Below are 16,185 nucleotides of genomic sequence, written 5' to 3'. Positions count from 1 at the left end.
AGTCGAGTCGAATCACGATCGACAGGAAGGGCGGCCACGCCGTTGAAGCCTCGGCGGCCGGTTGTCACGCCCTTGTCAGGGCTGAATAGCGGTTCACCCGAGGTTGAATGCCACTTCATGCCGAGGGTCTGTTTCCTCGGGGAATCCCTCCGGCTTGAAACGTGGGGCAGGAGGTTGTCTGGCGTGGGGCAAATTTGGGGCAGACAGATGTCTAGAGGTGGATTTCCGAGTCCAACTATGTCCAGTATCAAGAATCGCAAAAGCTCCTGATCTGCAGGGTTTCAAGCCCAAGCTGGCAGGTCTTCGCGGTCAGGGCTGGTTAAGCCTTGCACTGGTTTGACACACCAGCGGTCTTGGGCTGCATCTGGCACGCGATGGAGTCGGCTCGATAACGTCGACTGTCTCGTACAAGCAGGGTTCGAATCTGGGGCGCGGCGATGACGATCACTGTGTCGACGGCACGACTCGTTCAAGTGCGATGATGGAAGCGAAACCTTTTGGCCGTAAAGATTTTTCAAGATCAGGAAGCCTCGGCTAACTCACCTAGGGATTTTGGGGTTTCGCTCCCCCACGAGCTGCATCAATGCAGGTCAGAACAGTGTTCCAAGGGTAGGAACTTCTAATCCCTAGGTCGCAGGTTCGATTCCTGCCGGGGGCGCCTCTCCACCCTGACCTGCGACGTAGTCGCCAGGTTCAGTGGTACCCACACCACGACGGAGCCAAACGGCTAGGGATTGTTGTAGGTGCAACCTCGGGCGTTGCCTGCCCGAGGTTCGGTATCACCATGCGGATCGTGGTCTCTGTTGGTTTTGTCCTATTCGGGGATGGTCGCTATGGCGTCGATCTCTACCAGTACGCCGGGGCGGGCGTGGGTGGCGGTGGAGATGACGGTGATGGCGGTGCGGTGGTTGCCCCAGACTGATTGGGAGGCAGCGAATCCCGCCTGTACATCGACGCCCGCGACGAGGTAGATGTTGAGTTTGACGACATTTTCGGGTCCGGTGCCTGCGGCGGCGAGGACGGTCAGGACGTTTTTCATGGCTTGAATGGTTTGGGCCTCAATGCCTTCGAGCACGGCGCCGGTGCTGTCGGTGCCCAGTTGGCCGCCGACGTAGAGGGTGCGGCCGGCGGGGGCGATCACGCCCTGGGTGAAGGCTGGGTTGTAGTGGAGTTCCGCGGGGTCCAGGTGGATGGGCTTTTCGGTCATCGGTTCTCTCCATGGGCGCTGGGGTTCGTGTGCAGGTAGAGGTCGCGGAGGAGGCAGACCTCGGACAGGTGGTGGATGAGTTCGCGGTGGATGTGCAGGACCAGATCGGACATGCGCAGGTCCGGGAAGGGTTCTTTCGGGCCGACCCGGACCTGGAGGCCGGGTTCGCCGAGGCTGCGGACTCCGGTCAGCCAGAGGTCCAATTGTTCCTCGAGTTGGTCGAGTGCGGTGGATGCGGTCTCGGCGTACTTCCAGGTTTCGTAGGAGACCTCGGGGCCGCCGAAGTGGGCGGCGTTGCGGGTGGCGAGTACGCCGACTATGACGTGGCCGAGGCGCCAGGCGATGGTGGTGAAGGGGGCGGGAATCGGCTGGGGGTAGCCGAAATCCACGGTGAAGTCGCCGGCGCCGGCCTGCATGGGCGCTGTCGAGGTGCCGCGCGGGCGCACACTCCAGGCGTCGGGCACGGGTGACCAGAAGTATTCGTCGTCGGCGAGGCCGTCGAGGCGGGCCCGGAGCTGGTGGTTCCAGTGGAACTCGAACTGCTCGCGCAGTGTCCGGTTCCAGTCGAGTTCGTCGATGTCCATGCAGCCACCCTCACATCAATTGCGGACAGTATCGGTCCGCTATTTCTGGCAATGTGGGCGATATGGACGACGGCGCTGAGCGCGGGACGACGGAGCGGGTGCTCACACTGCTCGGGCTGCTGCAGCAGCGTCAGGTCTGGACCGGGCCGGAGCTCGCCGCGCGGCTCGACATCACGCCGCGCACGGTCCGGCGCGATGTCGAGCGGCTGCGGGCGCTCGGTTATCCGGTACACGCGAGTCAGGGTGTCGGCGGCGGATATCGGCTCGGGCCGGGGCAGGAGTTGCCGCCGCTGCTGCTCGATGACGAGGAGGCGATTGCCACCGCGGTCTCATTGCTGGCCGGTGCGGGTGGTGCGGTCGCGCGGGCCGGCGATGCCGCGCTGCGGGCGCTGACCAAGCTCGACCAGGTATTGCCGATTCGGCTGCGGCACGAGGTGCGCGCGCTGTCCGGGTCGGTCGAATCCTTCAGCGGTGGCCGCGCGCTGGTCGATCCCGAGGTGCTCATGACTCTGGCCCGGGCGTGCCGCGACGAGGTCGAGATCGGCTTCGACTATCCCTCCGGGAGCACCCGGCGGCGGGTCGAGCCCTACCGCCTGGTCGCCTCGGACCGCCGCTGGTATCTGTTCGCCTACGACCTCGATCGCGATGACTGGCGCAGCTTCCGCGTCGACAGAATGACCGAGGTGTCTTCCCGCACTTGGCATTTCCGCCCGCGCGCGGCGCCCGACGCCGCCGCGCACGTACAGGAGGGCGTGGCGAGCCGGGTCTACAGCAAACAGGCGCGCTTCCTGGTGCATGCCCCGAGTGACATCGTGCGCGAACAGATTCCAGCATCGGCGGCTGTCGTCCGGCCACACGGGACCGAATGCTGCGAGGTGATCAGCGGCGCCGATAACCTCGACTCCGTACTCATGCACATGATCCTGCTCGGCCACGATTTCGAGATACTCGATCCGCCGGAACTCCGGAGTCGCTGCCGCACGCTGGCGGAGCGATTGCTTTCCGCCGCAACGACTCCGGACGACACCTGACCGTCAGGCGACCGCGTAGGGATACGCCGCGGCCCGCCGCTGGAAGGACAGAATCCGAAGGTTCTGCACCCGGCCCTCACGGATTTCGATTGCGCGCCGGACGGTTTCGTTGCCGTCCCAGGCATCGGAGCCGGACATCACGATCGGCAGATACTCCAGCAGCGCTTCGGAGTTCTCCCACGTGGCCGAGTTCCAGAGGTAGGACGGGCTGTGGTCCACCCCGTAGTAGTGCAGATCGTCGCCGACGGTGAACATCGGATCCGTGAACGAGGTCGGCCGCGCCCATTCGAAGCCCATCCCCTCGTCACAGGAGACGTCGACGAACAGCGTTCCGCGCGCGAACAGCGGCAGATCCTCGTTCATGACGAACATCAGCGGCTCTTCGGTGTCCTGGAGGATGCAGTTGACGACAATGTCGTACTGGGCCAGCATTTCCGCGAGCGGTCCGGGTTCCGGCGCTTTCAGCGCGAGCGTGCGGCTGGGATTCGAGGGATCACGCGCGAAGTGCTGCATGCGCACCGATGCGAAAGGTGAGGCGACCGCGGACACACTGCGCTGCGTCAGCACCGTGACATCGCTGATTCCCAGCGCCGAGAGTGCGCGCACGGCGCCGCGGGCGGTGGCGCCGAAACTGATTACGGCCGCACGCATCCGCCGGCCGTAGTCCCCGCTGGATCCGCGCAGCTGCAGTGCGTGCAGGACCGAGCAGTAACCGGCCAGCTCATTGTTCTTATGGAAGACATGGACGTTGAAGTTGCCTTCCTTCGTCCAGTGATTCATCGCCTCCCAGGCGATCAGGGTCAGCCCGCGGTCGATGGCGAGCTGCGTCATACGCTCGTCCTGGACGCAGTGCGGCCATCCCCAGACGACCTGTCCGGCGCGGAGATTCTCGAGGTCTTCGGCAAGCGGTTTGGGCAGCAGCAGAACGTCACACTCGGCGAAGAGTTCTTCGCGGGTGCGATGGCCGCCTACCAGGGGCGCCAGATGCTCATCGGAGTAGCCGAAGCGGTCGCCGTAACCGTGCTCGAGGAAGACGCGGTCGCGAAGCCCTGGGTCGATCCGGTCGAAGTGCGCGGGATGGATCGCCAGTCGGTGCTCGTCCTCTTTGCGGGAGGTCGCAACTACACCGATGGTTAGTTGCTTCACCTATTGAGCCTACCCGTACACCGGAACGCGCTCCGCCGGGTTCCACCGCGGTGAGATTGCTCTCCACAGGGCGTGCAAACCCACAGCAGCGCCGGTGACGGCCATCCAGGCCGGCAGCGGGTAGAACACGAGTCGTTCGGAAATGCCGACCTGCAGACCGATCGTGAGCAGCACCGTGCCGGCGATTCCCGCCGCGGCGCACACGGCCGACCAGACCGCGACGAGGCGGCGCTGTTTCCACAGCCAGATCGACAGCAGGATCAGCACGATATGCCGGGAGACGAGCGCGGGCAGCACCGCCAGGCCGTGAATGACAATGCCGTCGCTGGAGGGAAACACTCCGGTCGCGGCGGTACTGAGTCCGATGACGACCGCCAGCGCGACGATCCATATCTGACGCCGCCCGGGCGGGATGTAGTCGCGAAATCCGATGGCGCCCAGGATGGTCAGCAATCCGAGCGCCACGAAAGTCGCGTTCATGAGCAGATGCAGCGGCGAGCACATGCTCGGCGTGCAGGCGGTGACTCCGAGATCGCTGATGGTGTCGTAGCGGAAGCTGTAGCCCGTCTTCCAGGCGATGGCGGTCGTGAGCTCGGCCGCCATGTACGCGAAGGTCAGCGTCCACGCGATGGCCGCGAGGGTGTGCCGGAGCGGCCGCCAGGCCACCATGCCGACTGCCCCATCGATGTTGCGCTGCAGGGGAATCAAGGCAATCAGTCGCGTAATGCCTGCTCTTGCAACGAGTTCAGCACTCGGGACAAGATGCGCGAGATCTGCATCTGCGAGACGCCCAGGGTTTCGGCGATCCGGACCTGCGGCTGGGTATCGAAGAATCGCATGATCAGCACCTGGCGGTCGCGTTCGGGCAGTGCCTCGATCAGCGGCTTCACTGCCATGAGGTCCTCCACCATGCGGAAGTCCGTCTGTTCACCGCCGAGAGCGTCCAGTAGCGATATCGGCGTGTAGTCGTTGTCATTGTCGAGGCAGGCGTCGATCGAGGAGCTGCGGTAGCCGTTGCGCGCGATCAGCGCCTGCATGACCTCGTCCGGGTCGGCGCCGAGTTCCGCGGCGATCTCCGCGGCCGTCGGTACGTGGCCCAGTCGCTGGAACAGCCGGTCGATGGCGAGGCCGATGGTCAGTTGCAGCTCTTTCAGCCGCCGCGGCACTCGGACCGCCCAGGTGTAGTCGCGGAAGTGGCGGCGTACCTCGCCCATGATCGTCGGTATTGCGAAGGACAGGAATGACGCGCCGTAGTCGGGGTCGAATCGGTTGATCGCGACCACCATGCCCACGCGGGCGGTCTGGAGCAGGTCCTCGTAGTTCTCGCCGCGGCCGGCGTACTTGCGGGCGATATTCTCCGCCAACGGTAGACAGCGCTCGATGAGGTTGTCCCGCAACTGTTTTCGGTAGGGATCGGCATCGCTCAACGTCGCGAGTTGCGCGAACAGCGGTTCGAGATTGTCGTAGCTGTCGGTACCGCGGCGGGTGCGGGGTGCTCGCGAGGGGGCGGTGAGCGTCGACTGAGAGGTCATTTGGTGGTGCCTCGATCCGGGAGAAATCGGCGGTGGCCCAGTACCCGAACATCAGCAGTGATGATCATCGCGGTCCACGAATCCTTCGTTCGGATCGGTGGCACCTTTCAGTAGACGCCCTCGACAACGGAACGTCAACACCGTAGACCTACATTGTTGAACCAAGTCCGTCAGTTGTAGACCTACACTGTTGACACCACGACCCCGGAGGCGTCTACTTGGGGGGTAGCAGATCCGCCCCCGCTCATATCGGGATCACAGGGTCCGGAGTATGCGCCGAGTGCCGATTTCTCTACGAAATCGTCACTCGCGGTACAACATTCGACTACCCGGAGTTGGGAAAATGAGAGAATACGCAAACGACGGCTGGCGTGCGCGCGGAGCCAGTCGATCGGGAGTGAGCAGCATCTTCATGGTGCTGGTACTGGCCTGGCTGATCGTCGGCGCCATTGCCGGTGGCCAGCGGCATTACTACGACAGCGCGCCCACCAATTGCGCGAGCACCAGCACCATCGCGGTGACCATCATCGCCGGACCACTCAACTACCTCGGCATGAATCCCAAGATCGGCGACTGCCACGTGAACGTCCCGCAGCCGAGCCCGTAATCACGTAAACCCTCCGAGCCGACTTTGGTCCGCCCGCACTCCAAATCCACTGTCACGCAACGGTAGAAGAACCAGACGACAGCCGCGCGCGCTCGCGGTGCGCCCGCTGGCGACAGGCCGGCGAGCAGTACCGCGGCCGCCGGCCGGTCCCCGCCCGCGAGAGCTCACGCCCACAACTCCGACAGCCGTCCGCAACCGGGGATTCCGGGGCCGAGATCGCGCTCAGCGTTGCGGCCGAAGGCCTTTCGGCGCGCAAGGAATCCAAGATGAGCGCCGTAGTCCGGCCGATCGGTGCGGCCTGATCGTGCAGACGCTGGACGGTCGCGCAGGCGGTGAAGATCGCGACCACATCGGTTACGAGGACATCCGGCCGAACCGCACCGTCCCGCTGGGCGGCCGCCAGCAGCAGGGTCACCGCCTGCCGGAATCGCACCCCGGCGCCGTGCACCCGCGCACGCGGCCAGCCGTCGGCGAGAGACAGCAGATCACACGGGGCGTCCTCCGCAGGCGCAGAAGCGATCACCTCGACACAGAAATCGAAGAACGCGACCCCAGAATCCGGGAGTGTGCGAAAGTCGACCGCCAGCACGGTGAGCCGCTCGATGCGCTGCTCCAGAACCGCTTCCAGTGGTGCTGCCATCGGCGATTCTGGTGATCGGCATCGGCTCGTGTCTGCTGCTGGGCGCTCGGCCGCAGGCTCCGGTCGCGGCGGCGCAGATCGGAGAAAATTCGGACGCGGCGGGAATTCACTGAGCCGAAACACGATCGGCCGCCTGCGCGAAACAGTCACTCTCGATGCTTCACGCGAATCCCGTTGAGTAATGAGGTACGAGTGTGAATTCGGGAGATACGGCGTGGGTGCTGGCAAGTGCGGCACTCGTCATGCTGATGACGCCGGGGCTGGCTTTCTTCTACGGCGGCATGGTCGGCGGCAAGAGCGTCCTGAACATGCTGATGATGAACTTCATCTGTTTGGGGGCGGTGACGACGCTGTGGCTGCTGTACGGCTACAGCGAGTCGTTCGGAAATGATGCGTATCAGGGCCTGGTGGGCCGGATGACGCATGCGTTCCTGCGAAATACGCAGGGCACGCTGTCGGGTCCCGCCGGGCATCAGATTCCGACCATGGCGTTCGTCATGTTCCAGTTGATGTTCGCCGTCATCACCACCGCCCTGATTTCGGGCGCGATCGCGGGACGGGCGAAGTTCTGGGCGTGGATGGTGTTCATCGTGGCCTGGACCACCGTGGTGTATTTCCCGGTGGCGCACTGGGTTTTCAGTGCGAGCGGGTTCACGAACACCGATAGCGCGGGAAATTCCTCGGATGTGGGCGGGTGGATCGACAACCGGCTGAAGGCATTCGACTTCGCGGGCGGTACCGCGGTGCATATCAATGCCGGTGCGGCCGCCTTGGCCATGGTGCTGGTGATCGGCAACCGGCACGGCTGGCCGCGGAGCATTCCCCGGCCGCACAATGTGCCCTTCACCCTGCTCGGCGCCTCGCTGCTGTGGTTCGGCTGGTACGGATTCAATGCCGGATCGGCCTTGGCCGCAGGCGATCTCGCGGCAACGGCCTTCACGAACACCACCATTGCCACGGGCGTGGCCTCGCTGGCCTGGATCATTGTCGAGCAGTTGCGCGATGGCCGCCCGACCACGCTGGGCGCCGCGTCCGGTGCGGTGGCCGGGCTGGTGGCGGTCACGCCCGCGTGCGGATTCGTCGGCAGCATCGGCGCACTGGCGATCGGGATCGCCGCCGGTGTGTGCTGCGCGCTGGCGGTGGGGCTGAAATTCGTCTTCGGCTATGACGATTCGCTCGACGTCGTCGGCGTTCATCTGGTCGGCGGACTGGTGGGCACGCTGCTCATCGGGTTCTTCGCCGATGCCTCGGTGAATTCCGGGGGCGGCAACGGCCTGCTGTTCGGCGGCGGCTGGACCCAGTTGCAGCGGCAGGCGATCGCCGCCTTCGCGGTACTGGGGTATTCGTTCGTGGCCACGTACATTCTGGGCTGGATCATCAACAAGCTCATAGGTTTCCGCGTGGATCACGAGGCCGAGGCGAGCGGCATCGACGAGGCCGAGCATGCCGAATCCGCCTACGATCTCGGTTTCCCGGCGCCGTCCCCGGCATTGACGCCGACCGCGCCGCGCACCCCTCCCCCGCCGCGCGTCCCTCCCGCACCGCGAAACCCTCCGCCGCGCAATCCGGCGCAGCGGGTCGCTCCTCCGCCCGGTATGAACACTCCGCGACTGCCGGTCCGTCCGATGATGGGCGACGGCCGCGAACCGGAGTGGCCGGGACGACTCCGGGGCGATTATGAGCCGCACCACGAAGGCCGGGCCGAAGCTTGACGGCAGGATAGTTAGGCTCCATATTAGATTCATGGCGACCGAAGCGGCGGGTATCGACACACCCACTCTGGACCAGGCGCGGCAGCAGCTGCGGCGCTATGGACTGGAGTCCGAGGCCGACCCGCGCGCGGTGCTCGTCGCGGTGCGCCTGCTGGCCACCGGCGCCCGGCTCGGGCAGGCCACCGAGGCGCATTTCGCCCGGTTCGGCCTGTCTACCGGACGCTATCGGATGCTCGCCGATCTCGAGGACAGCGCCGGCGAGAAGTCGCCGTCGCAGCTGGCGGCGAGCCTCGGGGTGACCCGGGCGACGGTAACCGGCCTGATAGACAGCCTGGAACAGGAGGGGCTCGTACTCAGGCGCCCCTCGGCCGAGGACGGCCGCGCCGTGGTGGTCGTCCTCACCGCCCGGGGCGCGCAGAAGATGCGGGATATCGCGCCCGAACATTTCGGCCGCCTGCAAGCCATGGTGAGCGGGCTCAGCCCGCAGGAGCGCACGACCTTCCTCGAACTGCTCGGCCGCATCACCGAGGGCATCGGCGCGCTGACCGCCCCCTGAACTGAGCGGGCATTCCCCACCGGTACACCGCATGGAGAATCCCTGCCTGAATCATGCCCATATAGTTAGGATCCTAATTAAATGATCGAGGTTGTGGCCCCACCCCGCTTCCAGCTGTGGCAAGAAGCCCTCTTCGCCTACGCGGCCCCGGCCCTGTGCGCGGGCATCGGCGGAATCGCCACCGGGCGAACCGATCTCGTCATCGCGGCACTCACCTCGATCGCGGGCGCCTCGGCGCTCGTCGCCGTACTGGCCGGAGCCTGGTTGCAGCGCTTCGGATCCCGGCGTCCATGGCTGCTGCGCCTCCCGCGAGTGTGCCTGGTCGCGGGGTTCACGGTCACCGCGGCGGCGCTCGCCGAGCTGAGCGCGTTGTTCGCGACGCACTCATGGCCGCTCCTACCCGACCGGATTCGAATCGACTTCCCGATCGCCGCGGCACTGGCAGCCCTCATCACAACCTGGCGCTGGCGTGCGGCGCAGACGCCGAAAATCAGACCGGCACAACGCAAACCGGCTCATCGAAAGGAAATGTCGTGATCGCGATCATGGGAGCATCCGGCAGCACCGGCGGTGCGCTACTGCGGCGGCTGACGGACCTCCGCGTGCCGTGCCGCGCACTGACCCGCGAACCGGAACGCCTGCGCGCGGAACTGCCGGCGGCAATCCCGGTGGATGTCCGATGGGCCGATGCCGCCGATCCGGCCTCCCTGCGCAACGCCTTCGCCGATGTGCGGCAGTTGTTTCTCACCATGACCAACGGCCCCCGGCAGGTCGAATTCGAAAGCCGTGTCATCGATCTCGCCGCACACTGCGGTATCGAGCACATTGTGAAGATCTCCGCGCCCGCCGCCGAACCCGACTCCCCCGTTGTCATCTCGCGCTGGCACTACGCCATCGAACAGCACCTGCTCAGGTCCGGCATCGATCACACGATCCTGCGGCCCTACGCCTTCATGCAGAAGCTGCTCACCCTTGCTCCGACCATCCAGCAGGGCATCATCGTCGGCGCCATGCGCGATGCGGCATGCAATTACATCGACTGCCGCGATATCGGTGATGTCGCCGCAGAGGTGCTGACACGTCCCGAGATCAGCAGGGGCACATACACACTCACGGGTTCGGAGACCTTCAGCCACCCGAAGTTGGCCGAGCTGCTCAGCCGCCTGCTGGACCGGCGGATCCACTACGTGGACCTGCCACCCACCGACTTCCGGCAGACCCTCCTCGACCAGGCCCATATGCCACTCTGGCTGGCCACGCACGTGATGGAAATCCAGCAGCTGGCACGCACCCGCCCGGAGCACCCCACCGATACCGTCACCCGCCTGCTCGGCCAGCCGCCGCGCACCCTGGAGGCCTTCCTCACCGAAAGCCGGGAATCGGGCCTGTTCGAGCGCGATGAATTTCCGGATCGGCCGCCGTCTTACCTGTGACAGTACAAACGGTACGAAACAGGAGAGATTCGATGCGCAAGATCACGGCTGGACTGTTCATCTCGCTCGACGGTGTTATCGGCGAGCCCCAGGACTGGCATTTCCCGTATTTCAACGACGAGATGGGCGCCGCGGTTGGCGCTCAGCTGATGGGCGCGGACACACTGCTGCTGGGCCGCACCACCTATGAGGGCTTCGCGGACTCCTGGCCGGAGCGGGAGGCCGCGGGCGGCGCGGATGCGGGCATGGCGGCGGCGCTGGGCGATGCCCGGAAAATCGTTGTCTCACATCAGGATCTGGAATTGACCTGGCGCAATTCCGAGCAGTTGAAGGGCGAACTGGTCGAGGCCGTCACCGAGCTGAAGCAGCAGCCGGGTGCGACGGATATCGGCATGAGCGGTTCGCCGTCCATCGTCGTGCAATTGCTGGCCGCCGGACTGATCGACGAACTGCATCTGCTGGTGCACCCGGTCGCGCTGCGCAGCGGTCTGCGACTGTTCGGCGAGGGCGAGTCCATCCCCCTGCGCCTGATCTCCTCGCAGGCGTTCGAGACGGGCGTCCTGCACCTGGTGTACGGCCCGACGGCCGCGCCCGCACCGGTCGCCTACGACGCCGTGAAAGGCCAGCTGCCGCAGGACGAGCAGTAAGCGCACCCACTCCTGCTCGCCTGGGTAGCACCGCGGCGAGCAGGAGTCGTCCGGCTCAGCCGATGGCGGGCAATCGCACGACCTGACCCGCATAGGCCAGTCCGGCGCCGAAGCCGAGCAGCAGCGCCGTATCGCCCGCCTTGGCTTCCCCGGAGCGCAGCAGCTGCTCCATCGCCATGGGAATCGAAGCGGCACTGGTATTTCCCGTTTCGACAATGTCCCGGGCCACCGCCACGGTGTCGGGCATTCCCAGCGCACGGGTCAGCGCATCGGTAATGCGGCTGTTGGCCTGGTGCGGTACGAAGGCGTCGAGATCCTCCACCCCGACACCCGCGCGATCCAGCGCATCACGGCACGCCTTCTCCAAAAACGTGACGGCCCAGCGGAATACCGCGGTGCCGTTCATGCGGATGTACGGCCGCTCGGTGGTGCCGCCGACGGCCTCGGCCGCCGCGACCTCGGCGAAGTACTGCGCGAAGTCCTTGTCCTGCTTGATGGCCGAGGTCTGGCTGCCGTCGGAGCCCCAGGCCACCGGGCCGATGCCCTCGACCTGGGACGGTCCCACCACGGCCGCACCCGCGCCGTCGGCGAAGATGAAGGCGCAGGTCCGGTCGGTGGGGTCGAGCAGATCGGAGAGCCGTTCGACGCCGATCACCAGCACGTTCCGGGCCTGGCCCGCGCGCACGAGATTCGCGGCATTGGCCAGGGCGTAGCAGAAGCCCGCGCAGCCGGCCGACACGTCGAAGGCGGCGGTGTCCTGCATACCGAGTTCGGTGGCGACCACCGCGCCGGCCGAGGGTCCGAGCACCATCTGCGAGGACGTGGCCAGAATGACCGCGTCGACCTGCTCGGCGGGAATCCCGGCGGCGGCAAGCGCGTCACGCGCGGCGGCGGTGCTCATGGCGACGATGGTTTCGTCGGGTTCGGCCCACCCGCGCGCGGCAATGCCGGAGCGGGTTCTGATCCATTCGTCGGAGGAGTCGATGCGATCGACGATTTCGGCATTCGGGACAACTCGGCGCGGCCGGTACACACCGAGACCGAGAAGCGCTGCGTGGGCGACCGGAGCGGCGGTGGTGATTTGGGCGGGCATGACATCCTCTCGATATGAACCGATCGGTTCACAAGCATAGGTCTAACATGAACCGATCGGTGCACGCAAGAGCAAGAGCAGCAAGGGTTGGAGGAACTTCGATGACGGCGGGACCGCGTGCTCGATTGATCGCGAGCACCATCGCCACGGTGCAGGAGCACGGCGTGCACGCCGCCGGGTTGAGTGAACTGCTCAAACGCAGCAATGCCTCACGTAATTCGCTCTATCAGCACTTCCCCTCCGGCAAGGGCGAATTGATGGAGGCGGCGGCACGAATCGTGTCGCGGGTGGTGTATTCGCACGTCAGCCGCATGGCCGACGCACTACCCGCCGCGCCCTCCCCCGAAGGCTGGCTGGACGAACTGCTCGCCTTCTGGCGCACCGAACTCGAATCCAGCGACTACCGCGCCGGATCCTTCATGATGGCCGCCGCACTGGACGAATTGGATCCGTCCCTGCAATCGGCCGCGGGCCAGGCCTTCGCCGAATGGACCGCTCGCCTGGCCGACGGCCTCGTCGCGGCCGGTATCGAACGCGGCGCCGCCTGCTCACTGTCGGGACTGCTGCTGTCGGTCATCGAGGGCGCGATCGTGCAGAGCCGCGCCCTCAAATCCAGCCATCCCTTCGACGATGCCCGCAATCAGCTCGCGGTGCTGCTGCGCCACCATCTGAAGGCTCGATAGCGGCTATCCCCGCAGGACACCGAGCCAGCGCCGGACCGGAGCGCGCAGATCCGCCACACCGGCGGGCGTGCCGGCCGCGATACCGAGCCGGGAGCGACTGCCGTACAGCCGGTCGAACAGCAGCCCCTCGAGCAGGCTGATCAGATCGTGCGCGGCCTGCTCGGGATCCGGGACGCCCGATGCGGCCATGAGCGCGGTGGCCGCGGGCACCGAGAACAGGCAGCGCGCGAGGACATCGCGCAGGTCCTCGTCCTCCGCGGCATCGGCCGCCAGGGCGTAGCGCGCGAGCGCATCGCGCCGGCGCGGGCCGAGCAGCAGGTCGAGTTGTCCGGCAATGAGATCCGCGGCGCGGTCGATCGATACCGGCTGCCGTTCGGCGGCCTGCTGCGCCGCCTGGAATTCCCGCCGGGAGGTGGCGGCGAGATGAATTACCGCCGCCCGCAACAGCTCCTGCCGCGTGCGGTAGTAGTAGGACGTCGAGCCGCGGGCGATGCCGAGGCGGTCGTCGACACCGTGGTGGGTGACCGCGCGATTGCCGCCCGCGGCGGCGAGGTCCAGCGCGGCGGCGCAGATCGCCTCGCGCCGGGCCGAGAGCTCACCGGTCGAGGTGGACCTGCCGTCGACATTGCGAGCCACTGCGCCTCCCATCCGTACCGCCACCCAACAGACGTCCACTATGCCACCGACTCTACGTTTACAGAGGGAAAGGTCCGGAACCGCCACAACAGGAGAGTTGAACGCTGCACCGATCCGGTATCCCGGCCATGAGCAGGCGTACAGTGAAGGTGCTTTCGCGCCGAGTTCCGCAGCGTCGCTCGGGATCTCGCGAAATCGACCCAGGAGGTCGAAATGTCCGACCTTGGAGCGTCATTCCCGGAAGCGCCGGTGTCGTCGCAACCCATCGGCAACAATCCGGCGACGGAATCTTCCTTGGCGACAGCGATGTTCGCCAGATCCAGCGAACGACTGGTACGCCAGCTGTTCGATGTCGGCATCGAATTACACGAGCTACGCGATATTTTCGACCGCCGGGACTCGACCGAGGCGCAGGTGCTCGCCGCCGGTGTCGCGGTCTCGGATGTGATCGAGGATCTCGACCAGCTCATCCACGACACCAGCCGGGCGATGCTGGCACTGGCCCGCGATCGCTTTGTCATGACCGAACTGCAGATACGCGGTCCGGCACTGCGTAAACACCGGCACTGAAACATTATTCGCGATACCTCCCCATCATTCGCGCTCCGCACCGCCGTCGGCGGCGAGAATCGCCAGATTGCTGTCGCGAATAAGCAAATCCAGACCGTCCAGCATGTCGGTGACTGCGTCCCGCGCGGCACGCCGGTCGATAGCACCGTCGCCGCACTTCTCGAAAACCGTACGGAGGGCATGCAATTGCAATCCGACGTCGAAGAGGTGCCGCACCAGGCGGTCACCGGCGTCGGCGAATTCGGCGCCCTCCGGGAGCCCGGCAAGGTCGACGGGATCGAAATACGATGTCCGAGAGACAGTCACGATCGCACCCCGTTCACGCAGTGCGACGGGGCTGGGGTTCTCTGCGGGCCGGAATCGGTTCGAGAGGACGGACATTCATTCGGTGCTCCACTTCGCGTCGGCCGGTGCCAATAGATAGCCATGCCATACGCAAGTCGACCACCGAGGTCCGGAGTAGTCAGACGTGCTCTACAGACTCTACGCGCGCCCGCCTCGATCCGGGGCATTCTCAGCGAGCCCTCGGCTGTGGCCGAAAGTCACTTCCGGAGCCGGTGATTGAGAATGACTTCGAGTTCATCCGCGCGTTCCACCAGCCCGCGCGAGACGTCGGCCATCCGCCTATTGGTATCGCGGGCGTACTTGCGCAGCAGCTGAAACGCGGAATCCATATCGAGTTGCGCGCGTTCGGCGAGCATGCCCTTCGCCTGTTCGATGACCACCCGGCTGTTCAGGGCGATACCGAGTTGGTCGTTCACCACCATCGAGTCGGCGAGTATTCGGGCATGCAGAATGCCGATGGTGGCGAAATCCGCGAGGGTCTGGCCGATCCGCACATCGTCCGGCCCGAGCACCCCGGCGCGAGCCGTGAATAGATTCAGCGCGCCGAGCCGGTCGTTGCGCAATCGCAAAGGCAGTGCGCAGACGCCGCGAAAACCCTCCAGGCCCGCACGTTCGGCGAAGGCGGGCCAGCGCTGCATCCCCTCGCCGAGGTCCTCGACCAGGACTTGCTCTCCGGTCCGATAGGCCTGCAGGCAGGGGCCCGCCGCGGACTCGACCTGCAGCAACTCCAGTAGCCGGGTCTCCTCCGAGGTGGAGGCGAATACCTGTAGCTCACCGTTTCTGTCGGCGAGCAACAGCCCGGCCGCATCGATCGGAAGCAGTTCGACACTGGTGTCGACAAGTTCCTGAGTCAGCTCCACCGGGTCGTAATCGACCACCAGCGTGTCGACCATGCGGATCATTGCAGCGGTCAACGCACTGTCTCGACCTGTCATCTGCCACTCACCTCTTCTCTCGTCACAACCCCCAGGCGCACTACTGCGCGCCTCAGTGCTCGGGTGCCCCCGAACCCGAGTCGTAATCGGCCGGAAAGCGCAGTCGGCGGGCGACCACCGCGGCCGCGGTCTCACTCAGGGTCCGGCCGGTGGCGAAGGCATGTCCGACCAATCGCGCGTAGGCCACCGCGGCCGTCGAATTCAGTTGTACAGCAACCATTCCGGTGGCCTGGTGGATCTCCCGAGCCGAGAGCGGCTGTTCCCACCAGGCCCCCAGTGCGGTCCCGGTGCTGTCCCAGCCGCTATTGGCCGGCGGCGTGACGGCCGCCAGCAGCAGGGTGGCGATCATGTCGGCGACCTGGAGGGCATCGGTATACGCCTCGACTTCGCGGATCACCCGGTCGGCGCCGACCAGGTCGAGGAATCCGACTCGAATCGCACCCAGTCGGAGCGGAATCGAACAAATCGAGCCGATGGCCTCCGGTAACCGGTCCCAATGCGCCAGCAGTGGCCAGCGGCCCTCGGCCACGGCACTCCCGAAGTCTCGCACACGAATCGGAGCACCGGTGGTGTGTGCGTCGGGGCCGGGTCCCTCACCGGTCGCGGCCTCGGCGTCGGCCAATCGCGCGGCCGTATCCCCCGCCGCCCCGAGTACCTCCCAGCGGTTTCCCGGCATGGACAGGGCCAGCGTCGCCTCGTCCACCGGAAGTACGCGCACGCAGGCCGCGCTCAGACGATCACCGTGCACCAGTGCGTCGGGGTCGGCGTCGAGCTCCCGCAGCGTGGACAGGAATTGGGCGACCGCGGTGTGCGCGATCCTCATACGGC

General features: G+C 65.9%; 20 protein-coding genes. 9 read left to right on the top strand and 11 right to left on the bottom strand.

The window, feature by feature from the left end; genetic code table 11:
* Positions 1–814: 814 nt before the first annotated feature.
* A complete protein-coding gene (locus OG326_RS10135; protein ID WP_327144365.1) occupies positions 815–1,207 on the bottom strand; it encodes a RidA family protein in 393 nt (130 codons plus the stop codon).
* Positions 1,204–1,791, bottom strand: a complete 588-nt coding sequence (locus OG326_RS10130) for a DinB family protein (protein ID WP_327144364.1) — start codon at positions 1,789–1,791, stop codon at positions 1,204–1,206. The genes OG326_RS10135 and OG326_RS10130 overlap by 4 nt, the downstream gene beginning before the upstream one ends.
* Positions 1,792–1,853: 62 nt before the next feature.
* Between OG326_RS10130 and OG326_RS10125 the strand changes: the two genes are divergently transcribed.
* Positions 1,854–2,822 (top strand): helix-turn-helix transcriptional regulator, encoded by a 969-nt coding sequence (locus tag OG326_RS10125; protein WP_327144363.1) that lies wholly within the window; start codon positions 1,854–1,856, stop codon positions 2,820–2,822.
* Between the two features lie 3 nt (positions 2,823–2,825).
* Here the strand turns inward: OG326_RS10125 and OG326_RS10120 are convergent, their stop codons facing one another.
* From OG326_RS10120 to OG326_RS10110, 3 genes are read right to left on the bottom strand one after another with little or no spacing between them, the layout of a single operon-like run.
* A complete protein-coding gene (locus OG326_RS10120; RefSeq protein ID WP_327144362.1) occupies positions 2,826–3,968 on the bottom strand; it encodes a N(5)-(carboxyethyl)ornithine synthase in 1,143 nt (380 codons plus the stop codon).
* Positions 3,969–3,977: 9 nt separating this feature from the next.
* Entirely contained in the window at positions 3,978–4,676 is a 699-nt protein-coding gene (locus OG326_RS10115) for a DUF998 domain-containing protein (protein ID WP_327144361.1), read from the bottom strand.
* A 5-nt stretch (positions 4,677–4,681) separates the two neighbouring features.
* Positions 4,682–5,500, bottom strand: a complete 819-nt coding sequence (locus OG326_RS10110) for a SigB/SigF/SigG family RNA polymerase sigma factor (protein WP_327144360.1) — start codon at positions 5,498–5,500, stop codon at positions 4,682–4,684.
* 343 nt (positions 5,501–5,843) lie between these two features.
* Between OG326_RS10110 and OG326_RS10105 the strand changes: the two genes are divergently transcribed.
* A complete protein-coding gene (locus OG326_RS10105; protein WP_442790936.1) occupies positions 5,844–6,107 on the top strand; it encodes a hypothetical protein in 264 nt (87 codons plus the stop codon).
* A gap of 52 nt (positions 6,108–6,159) precedes the next feature.
* On the opposite strand, the gene OG326_RS10100 is transcribed toward OG326_RS10105, so the two are convergent.
* On the bottom strand, positions 6,160–6,747 hold the full coding sequence (locus OG326_RS10100) for an SbtR family transcriptional regulator (RefSeq protein WP_327144359.1): 588 nt from the start codon (positions 6,745–6,747) through the stop codon (positions 6,160–6,162).
* 194 nt (positions 6,748–6,941) lie between these two features.
* Here OG326_RS10100 and OG326_RS10095 point away from each other — a divergent pair, with 194 nt between their 5' ends.
* The 5 genes from OG326_RS10095 (at position 6,942) to OG326_RS10075 (ending at position 11,095) form a co-directional block, all read left to right on the top strand.
* Complete coding sequence (locus OG326_RS10095) at positions 6,942–8,459, top strand: ammonium transporter (RefSeq protein ID WP_327144358.1); 1,518 nt, start codon at positions 6,942–6,944, stop codon at positions 8,457–8,459.
* A gap of 31 nt (positions 8,460–8,490) precedes the next feature.
* The gene (locus tag OG326_RS10090) at positions 8,491–9,015 is read left to right on the top strand and encodes a MarR family winged helix-turn-helix transcriptional regulator (RefSeq protein WP_327144357.1); all 525 of its coding nucleotides are present in this window, start codon (positions 8,491–8,493) and stop codon (positions 9,013–9,015) included.
* Positions 9,016–9,096: 81 nt separating this feature from the next.
* On the top strand, positions 9,097–9,552 hold the full coding sequence (locus tag OG326_RS10085; RefSeq protein ID WP_327144356.1) for a hypothetical protein: 456 nt from the start codon (positions 9,097–9,099) through the stop codon (positions 9,550–9,552).
* Complete coding sequence (locus OG326_RS10080) at positions 9,549–10,448, top strand: NmrA family NAD(P)-binding protein (RefSeq protein WP_327144355.1); 900 nt, start codon at positions 9,549–9,551, stop codon at positions 10,446–10,448. The genes OG326_RS10085 and OG326_RS10080 overlap by 4 nt, the downstream gene beginning before the upstream one ends.
* Positions 10,449–10,480: 32 nt before the next feature.
* Positions 10,481–11,095, top strand: coding sequence for a dihydrofolate reductase family protein (locus tag OG326_RS10075; protein WP_327144354.1), 615 nt, complete (start codon positions 10,481–10,483; stop codon positions 11,093–11,095).
* A gap of 55 nt (positions 11,096–11,150) precedes the next feature.
* On the opposite strand, the gene OG326_RS10070 is transcribed toward OG326_RS10075, so the two are convergent.
* Positions 11,151–12,188 carry a beta-ketoacyl-ACP synthase III gene (locus OG326_RS10070; protein WP_327144353.1) on the bottom strand — a complete coding sequence of 346 codons (1,038 nt, stop codon included), beginning with the start codon at positions 12,186–12,188 and terminating at the stop codon, positions 11,151–11,153.
* Positions 12,189–12,289: 101 nt separating this feature from the next.
* On the opposite strand from OG326_RS10070, the gene OG326_RS10065 reads away from it, so the two are divergent.
* Positions 12,290–12,871 (top strand): TetR/AcrR family transcriptional regulator, encoded by a 582-nt coding sequence (locus OG326_RS10065; protein WP_327144352.1) that lies wholly within the window; start codon positions 12,290–12,292, stop codon positions 12,869–12,871.
* Positions 12,872–12,874: 3 nt separating this feature from the next.
* Here the strand turns inward: OG326_RS10065 and OG326_RS10060 are convergent, their stop codons facing one another.
* The gene (locus OG326_RS10060; protein ID WP_327144351.1) at positions 12,875–13,507 is read right to left on the bottom strand and encodes a TetR/AcrR family transcriptional regulator; all 633 of its coding nucleotides are present in this window, start codon (positions 13,505–13,507) and stop codon (positions 12,875–12,877) included.
* A gap of 213 nt (positions 13,508–13,720) precedes the next feature.
* Between OG326_RS10060 and OG326_RS10055 the strand changes: the two genes are divergently transcribed.
* Positions 13,721–14,077: a hypothetical protein gene (locus OG326_RS10055; RefSeq protein ID WP_327144350.1), complete on the top strand. Its 357-nt coding sequence runs from the start codon at positions 13,721–13,723 to the stop codon at positions 14,075–14,077.
* Between the two features lie 24 nt (positions 14,078–14,101).
* Here OG326_RS10055 and OG326_RS10050 read toward each other — a convergent pair whose 3' ends face one another.
* The 3 genes from OG326_RS10050 to OG326_RS10040 all read right to left on the bottom strand — a co-directional run bounded on the left by OG326_RS10050 (position 14,102) and on the right by OG326_RS10040 (position 16,180).
* Positions 14,102–14,383: a hypothetical protein gene (locus tag OG326_RS10050; RefSeq protein WP_327144349.1), complete on the bottom strand. Its 282-nt coding sequence runs from the start codon at positions 14,381–14,383 to the stop codon at positions 14,102–14,104.
* Between the two features lie 236 nt (positions 14,384–14,619).
* On the bottom strand, positions 14,620–15,357 hold the full coding sequence (locus OG326_RS10045) for a GAF and ANTAR domain-containing protein (protein WP_327144348.1): 738 nt from the start codon (positions 15,355–15,357) through the stop codon (positions 14,620–14,622).
* A gap of 52 nt (positions 15,358–15,409) precedes the next feature.
* Positions 15,410–16,180 carry an ANTAR domain-containing protein gene (locus OG326_RS10040; RefSeq protein ID WP_327144347.1) on the bottom strand — a complete coding sequence of 257 codons (771 nt, stop codon included), beginning with the start codon at positions 16,178–16,180 and terminating at the stop codon, positions 15,410–15,412.
* Positions 16,181–16,185: the final 5 nt, after the last annotated feature.

The sequence above is a fragment of the Nocardia sp. NBC_01327 genome, assembly GCF_035958815.1.
Classification (GTDB): domain Bacteria; phylum Actinomycetota; class Actinomycetes; order Mycobacteriales; family Mycobacteriaceae; genus Nocardia.
Note: the sequence above shows the minus strand (reverse complement) of the source record. Positions and strands in the feature narration are given on the sequence as shown.

Coding starts and splice junctions, on each gene's coding strand:
- OG326_RS10085 (WP_327144356.1), top strand. CDS start 9,097: ATGATCGAGGTTGTGGCCCCACCCCGCTTCCAGCTGTGGCAAGAAGCC.
- OG326_RS10105 (WP_442790936.1), top strand. CDS start 5,844: ATGAGAGAATACGCAAACGACGGCTGGCGTGCGCGCGGAGCCAGTCGA.
- OG326_RS10040 (WP_327144347.1), bottom strand. CDS start 16,180: ATGAGGATCGCGCACACCGCGGTCGCCCAATTCCTGTCCACGCTGCGG.
- OG326_RS10045 (WP_327144348.1), bottom strand. CDS start 15,357: ATGACAGGTCGAGACAGTGCGTTGACCGCTGCAATGATCCGCATGGTC.
- OG326_RS10055 (WP_327144350.1), top strand. CDS start 13,721: ATGTCCGACCTTGGAGCGTCATTCCCGGAAGCGCCGGTGTCGTCGCAA.
- OG326_RS10090 (WP_327144357.1), top strand. CDS start 8,491: ATGGCGACCGAAGCGGCGGGTATCGACACACCCACTCTGGACCAGGCG.
- OG326_RS10110 (WP_327144360.1), bottom strand. CDS start 5,500: ATGACCTCTCAGTCGACGCTCACCGCCCCCTCGCGAGCACCCCGCACC.
- OG326_RS10065 (WP_327144352.1), top strand. CDS start 12,290: ATGACGGCGGGACCGCGTGCTCGATTGATCGCGAGCACCATCGCCACG.
- OG326_RS10135 (WP_327144365.1), bottom strand. CDS start 1,207: ATGACCGAAAAGCCCATCCACCTGGACCCCGCGGAACTCCACTACAAC.
- OG326_RS10075 (WP_327144354.1), top strand. CDS start 10,481: ATGCGCAAGATCACGGCTGGACTGTTCATCTCGCTCGACGGTGTTATC.
- OG326_RS10130 (WP_327144364.1), bottom strand. CDS start 1,791: ATGGACATCGACGAACTCGACTGGAACCGGACACTGCGCGAGCAGTTC.
- OG326_RS10100 (WP_327144359.1), bottom strand. CDS start 6,747: ATGGCAGCACCACTGGAAGCGGTTCTGGAGCAGCGCATCGAGCGGCTC.
- OG326_RS10125 (WP_327144363.1), top strand. CDS start 1,854: ATGGACGACGGCGCTGAGCGCGGGACGACGGAGCGGGTGCTCACACTG.
- OG326_RS10070 (WP_327144353.1), bottom strand. CDS start 12,188: ATGCCCGCCCAAATCACCACCGCCGCTCCGGTCGCCCACGCAGCGCTT.